5 protein-coding genes are annotated in these 6,373 nt (G+C 56.0%); 1 reads left to right on the top strand and 4 read right to left on the bottom strand.

Features of this window, described 5'->3' with window-relative positions; all coding sequences use genetic code 11:
* Nucleotides 1-57 precede the first annotated feature (57 nt).
* Nucleotides 58-2,337, bottom strand: coding sequence for an ATP-dependent Clp protease ATP-binding subunit ClpA (gene clpA, locus JTA15_RS03120; protein WP_020884836.1), 2,280 nt, complete (start codon nt 2,335-2,337; stop codon nt 58-60).
* A gap of 28 nt (nt 2,338-2,365) precedes the next feature.
* On the bottom strand, nt 2,366-2,686 hold the full coding sequence (gene clpS, locus JTA15_RS03115; protein WP_006174393.1) for an ATP-dependent Clp protease adapter ClpS: 321 nt from the start codon (nt 2,684-2,686) through the stop codon (nt 2,366-2,368).
* A gap of 267 nt (nt 2,687-2,953) precedes the next feature.
* Between clpS and cspD the strand changes: the two genes are divergently transcribed.
* Complete coding sequence (cspD, locus tag JTA15_RS03110) at nt 2,954-3,175, top strand: cold shock-like protein CspD (protein WP_008499993.1); 222 nt, start codon at nt 2,954-2,956, stop codon at nt 3,173-3,175.
* A gap of 70 nt (nt 3,176-3,245) precedes the next feature.
* Here cspD and macB read toward each other — a convergent pair whose 3' ends face one another.
* Together macB and macA are read right to left on the bottom strand one after the other, a co-directional pair.
* Nucleotides 3,246-5,186, bottom strand: a complete 1,941-nt coding sequence (gene macB / locus JTA15_RS03105) for a macrolide ABC transporter ATP-binding protein/permease MacB (RefSeq protein WP_020884837.1) — start codon at nt 5,184-5,186, stop codon at nt 3,246-3,248.
* A complete protein-coding gene (gene macA / locus JTA15_RS03100) occupies nt 5,183-6,298 on the bottom strand; it encodes a macrolide transporter subunit MacA (protein WP_020884838.1) in 1,116 nt (371 codons plus the stop codon). The genes macB and macA overlap by 4 nt, the downstream gene beginning before the upstream one ends.
* Nucleotides 6,299-6,373 lie beyond the last annotated feature (75 nt).

Here is a 6,373-nt window from a genome sequence, read left to right as displayed (position 1 = left end):
GCATGCATAAAAAAACCGGGCAGTGTATTGCCCGGTTTTTAAGACTAATGCAGGAAATTAGTGAGCCGCTTCCGGCTTGTGCTTCTGCGCACTCTGGAAATCATACGTCAGCTCATTCTTCTCCTGGTCCAGCGCGACCGTCACCTGACCGCCGTCTACCAGCAAGCCAAACAGCAGCTCGTTCGCCAGCGGTTTCTTCAGGTTGTCCTGAATCACACGCGCCATTGGACGGGCACCCATCGCACGGTCGTAGCCTTTCTCAGCCAGCCAGTTGCGGGCCTCCTGGCTCACTTCCAGCGACACGCCTTTCTGATCCAGCTGAACCTGCAGCTCGACGATGAACTTATCCACTACCTGATGGATAACCTCGGTAGAGAGGTGATCGAACCAGATAATGTTGTCCAGACGGTTACGGAACTCCGGCGTAAAGATCTTCTTGATCTCTTCCATCGCATCGGTGCTGTTATCCTGATGGATAAGGCCGATAGATTTACGCTCCGTTTCACGTACACCGGCGTTGGTGGTCATTACCAGCACTACGTTGCGGAAGTCCGCCTTGCGCCCGTTGTTATCGGTCAGCGTCCCGTTGTCCATCACCTGCAGCAGGATGTTGAACACGTCCGGGTGCGCTTTCTCGATTTCATCGAGCAGCAGTACCGCGTGCGGATGCTTGATCACCGCGTCGGTTAACAGACCGCCCTGGTCAAAGCCCACATAGCCCGGAGGCGCACCAATCAAACGGCTGACGGTGTGACGCTCCATGTACTCGGACATATCAAAACGCAGCAGCTCAATGCCCAACGCTTTGGAGAGCTGAACCGTGACCTCGGTTTTCCCCACACCGGTCGGACCGGCGAACAGGAAGGAACCGACAGGCTTATGTTCATGCCCCAGTCCGGCACGGGCCATCTTGATGGCTTCGGTTAACGCCTCAATGGCTTTATCCTGCCCAAAGACCAGCATTTTCAGGCGATTGCCAAGGGTGCGCAGCGTGTCACGGTCGCTCTGAGAAACGCTCTTCTCAGGGATACGCGCGATACGGGCCACCACGGTCTCGATATCCGCCACGTTAACGGTTTTCTTACGCTTGCTGGCTGGCATCAGACGCGCACGCGCCCCTGCCTCATCAATCACGTCAATAGCCTTATCCGGCAGATGACGATCGTTGATGTATTTCACCGCCAGCTCCACCGCCGCACGCACCGCTTTGGCGGTATAACGCACATCGTGGTGCGCTTCGTACTTCGGTTTCAGACCGTTGATGATCTGCACGGTTTCTTCAACAGAGGGTTCAGTCACATCGATTTTCTGGAAACGACGCGCCAGGGCACGATCTTTCTCAAAGATGTTGCTGAACTCCTGATAGGTTGTAGAGCCAATCACGCGGATCTTACCGCTGGAGAGCAGCGGTTTGATCAGGTTAGCGGCATCCACCTGGCCACCCGAGGCCGCACCGGCACCGATGATGGTGTGGATCTCATCGATAAACAGAATGCTGTTGGTGTCCTGCTCGAGCTGTTTCAAAAGCGCCTTAAAGCGTTTTTCAAAATCGCCGCGGTATTTAGTGCCCGCCAGCAGCGAGCCAATATCCAGCGAGTAAATGGTGCAATCGGCAATCACTTCCGGTACGTCGCCCTGCACAATACGCCAGGCGAGACCCTCGGCAATCGCGGTTTTACCGACGCCGGATTCACCCACCAGCAGCGGGTTGTTCTTGCGGCGACGGCACAATACCTGGATCGCGCGCTCCAGCTCTTTATCGCGACCAATCAGCGGGTCGATACCGCCAACGCGAGCAAGCTGGTTGAGATTGGTGGTGAAGTTTTCCATACGATCCTCCCCGCCTGCTTGCTCTTCATTGTTATTGACCTGATTGCTGGAATCCGATGCCTGGTTCGGCTCGTCTTTACGCGTTCCGTGAGAGATAAAGTTAACCACGTCGAGTCGGCTGACTTCGTGTTTGCGCAGCAGGTAGGCAGCCTGTGACTCCTGCTCGCTGAAGATGGCGACCAGCACATTTGCGCCCGTCACTTCGCTACGTCCGGAAGACTGGACGTGGAATACCGCACGCTGCAACACGCGCTGGAAGCTGAGCGTCGGCTGCGTGTCGCGCTCTTCTTCACTGGCTGGCAGCACCGGTGTGGTTTGTTCGATGAAGGCTTCGAGTTCCTGACGTAGCGCCACCAGATCCACGGAGCAGGCTTCCAGCGCTTCGCGGGCAGATGGGTTGCTAAGCAGTGCGAGCAGTAAATGCTCGACGGTCATAAACTCATGTCGGTGCTCACGCGCTCTGGCGAAAGCCATATTTAAACTGAGTTCCAGTTCTTGATTGAGCATAGGCACCTCCCCCAAATTTTATGCCTTATCAGGCCTTTTCCAGCGTACACAGCAACGGATGCTCGTTCTCCCTCGCATAATCGTTCACCATCGCGACTTTGGTCTCCGCCACTTCGGCGGTAAAGATGCCGCAGATAGCTTTGCCACGATAATGAACGGTAAGCATCAGTTGCGTTGCACGTTCTACATCATAAGAAAAGAACTTTTGTAGCACGTCAATAACAAATTCCATCGGCGTGTAATCATCGTTCATTAACATAACTTTATACATAGATGGCGGTTTTAGCGCGTCACGCACTTTATCTTCCGCCAGCTGGTCAAAATCCAGCCAGTCGTTGGTCTTACCCATTTTGCATAACCACTTTGAATCTACCTCAGATGTTAGATAACAATCATCTATTACTGTCATCCGCGATGTCTGTCACAAACTGTTGCAATAGCGTTAACTGCTTCAAACTTTGGTTGATTATTGTCCCATCTCAAGCGCCAAACGCTTGACGACTTCTTTCGTTTCTCTAAATTGTACAAGCGTGAGATGGCGAGGTTTTGAACAGCCCCCACTCCACCACCGGTTCATTCCATCTTAACTTATAAGATTTACGAAGGATGTCGAAGCATGGAAATGGGTACTGTTAAGTGGTTCAACAACGCCAAAGGGTTTGGCTTCATCTGCCCCGAAGGCGGCGGCGAGGATATCTTCGCTCACTATTCCACCATTCAGATGGATGGTTACAGAACGCTCAAAGCCGGGCAGTCCGTCCGGTTCGATGTACACCAGGGACCAAAAGGCAATCATGCAAGCCTGATCGTACCCATTGAAGCAGAAACGGTCGCATAGCTCTCTGTTTTATTGTGTACATCCCGCCGTCAAAATGCCAGCCCGATCGGCTGGCATTTTTATTTTCAGCCTATTCGCGAGCCAACGCATCCACAGGATCCAGACGCGCCGCATTGCGGGCAGGCAGCCAGCCAAACAAAATGCCGGTAAAAGTCGAACACAAAAATGCGGTAAGAATGGCCACCGGCGAGAAACCAATCTCCCAGCCGGGTAAAAAAAGCTGCAGAGCAAACGCGATCATCATCGACAGCGCAATGCCCATCGCGCCGCCCACCAGACACACCAGCACCGCTTCAATCAAAAATTGCTGCAGCACATCGCTGGCTCTGGCACCGACTGCCATGCGGATGCCAATCTCCCGGGTACGTTCCGTGACCGATACCAGCATGATATTCATCACCCCGATACCGCCGACCACCAGCGAGATCACCGCCACCAGCGTCAGGAACAGCTGAAGAGTACGTGTGGTCTTTTCCGCCGTTTTCAAGAGACCGTCCATATTCCAGGTGAAGAAATCTTTCTTCCCGTGACGCAACGTCAGCAGCCGTTCCAGCTGTTGCTCGGCCTGCGCGCTGTCGTAGCCCTCCTTCACGCGAACGGTGATGGAGTTCAGCCAGGACTGCCCCATAATCCGCCCGGAGATGGTGGTATAGGGCAGCCAGACGCGCAGGATCTTGCTGCTGCCAAACATCGACTGTTTCTCTTCCGCCACGCCAATCACCGTCGCAGGCATGTTTCCGACCAGGATAACCTCGCCCACCACGTTGGTTTTATTGGGGAAGAGCTGCCGGCGCGAGTTGGCATCAAGCACCACCACCTGCGCCCGGCCCGCTAACTGCTCGGCATTGAAGGTGGCACCTTCGCTGAAGGTCATGCCATAGACGTTAAAGTAATCGCCGCTGACGCCGTTGGCGCTGGCAGCAACGTCTACATTGCCTACCCGCAGACGGAGGTTTTGTGAGACCGCCGGCGTGGCCGAATTCACCCACGGCTGCTTCTGGATAGCCGCCAGATCGTCGTACTTCAGCGCCTGCTGATACTGCGGCTCGTCATCGCCAAAATCTTTGCCGGGATAGACATCAATGGTGTTGGTCCCGATGGCCCGAATATCCGCCAGCACCAGCTGTTTGGCCGCGTCGCCCACGACCACAATCGACACCACCGAGGCGATACCAATGATGATGCCCAGCATGGTCAACAGGGTGCGCATTTTATTGGCGGCCATCGCCAGCCAGGCCATGGTCAGCGCCTCACGAAACCCGCTGGAAAATTGTCCCCAGCCGGTTGACGCCGGCAGGACTTCTTTCGGCGCCGCCGCCCGGGCGTGTCGCGCCGGCGGGTTGCTGACCAGTTCTCCGTCGCGGATCTCAATGATGCGCTCGGCCTGTGCAGCCACCTGCGGATCGTGGGTAACGATGATGACCGTATGCCCCTGATCGCGAAGCTGGTGAAGGATCGCCATCACCTCTTCACCCGAATGGCTGTCGAGCGCCCCGGTCGGTTCATCTGCGAGGATCACCTGACCGCCGTTCATCAGCGCGCGTGCGATACTGACACGCTGCTGCTGGCCGCCGGAGAGCTGCGAGGGCTGGTACTCCACCCGTTCCGCCAGCCCCAGACGCGTCAGCAGCATCTGGGCGCGCTCAAGGCGTTTTTTCCGCTCGACGCCGGCATAGACCGCCGGCACTTCGACGTTCTGCGCCGCCGTCAGGTGAGAGAGCAGATGGTAACGCTGGAAGATAAAACCGAAATGTTCCCGCCGCAGTTTTGCCAGCGCGTCACCGTCCAGCGTGGAAACATCCATTCCGGCCACCCGATAGGTGCCGCTGGTGGGTCTGTCCAGACAGCCGAGAATATTCATCAGCGTCGATTTACCGGAGCCGGACGCACCGACAATCGCCACCATCTCGCCCGCTTCGACGCGCAGGGTGATCCCCTTCAGCACCTCAACCGGGCCATCGCCCGACGGATAGCTACGACGAATGTCATTCAGCTCAAGCAACGCCGTCATTTAGCGGCTCCGGGCAGGCTTTCGCTGGTGACAACCTCCTCACCCTCTTCCAGCCCTTTGACCACCACCACGTCGGTGTCATTACGCGCACCAATGACCACTTCTCGCTCACGCGTTTCGCCGTTGCGCAGCACTTTCACTTTATAGCGGCTCTCGCCGGTGGATTCACCCAGTGCAGAGAGAGGAATGGTGAGCACATTTTTCACGCCGGTAAGCTGAATGTGCACCTGTGCGGTCATGTCCAGACGCAACACGCCCTGCGGGTTAGGTACCTCGAAGCGCGCATAGTAGAAGATGGCATCGTTCACTTTTTCCGGCGTCGGCAGAATGTCTTTTAGCGCGCCTTCATAGCGCGTCTGAGGATCGCCGAGGACGGTAAACCAGGCTTTCTGCCCCGGCTTCAGATGAATAACATCCGCCTCTGAGACCTGGGCTTTCACCAGCATGGTGCTCATGTCCGCCAGGGTCAGAATGTTGGGCGCCTGCTGCGCCGCAATCACCGTTTGCCCCTGCAGCGTGGTAATTTGAGTCACTTCCCCGGCCATGGGCGCCACAATCTGCGTATAGTCGAGGTTGGTTTTGGCCGTATCCAGCGAGGCCTGGTTGCGCTTGATCTGCGCATCGATAGTCCCGATCTGCGCCTGCTTAACCGCCAGCTCGGTGGCAGCCGTGTCTAAATCTTGTTTCGAGATGGCCTGCGTTTTGGCCAGCGCCTGCTGACGCGTTAACGTTACCTGGGCCAGGTTGCGCTCAGCCTGCGCCTGTGCACGCTGGGCACGCAGTTCCATGAGCGTGGCTTCCACCTCACGGATCTGGTTTTGCGCCTGCTCAGGATCGATAACGCCCAGCAGCTGGCCTTTTTTCACCTTGTCGCCAATCTCAACCGACAGCGTTTTCAACTGACCGCTTACCTGTGCACCCACGTCAACCTTGCGCAGGGCATCCAGTTTTCCCGTCGCCAGCACGTTTTGCTGCAGCTCGCCCGGACGGACAATCAGTGTTTGATACTGTGGTACAGGGGCATTCAGGATCTGCCATAGCCAGAACCCTCCCCCGATAACAATTACCGCCAGCAGCAGAAACCACGTTCTGCGTTTTCCCTTGAGGTTCATAAATATTCCAAATAAATGTTCTGGCAATTATAAACGTTGATTCTATCTAAACGACTCCTCAACGAAACCCCCGCG

Source organism: Enterobacter sp. BIDMC 29, from assembly GCF_019378755.1.
Taxonomy (GTDB): domain Bacteria; phylum Pseudomonadota; class Gammaproteobacteria; order Enterobacterales; family Enterobacteriaceae; genus Enterobacter; species Enterobacter ludwigii.
The sequence above is the reverse complement of the archived record's forward strand: the minus strand, read 5'-3'. Positions and strand labels throughout refer to the sequence as shown.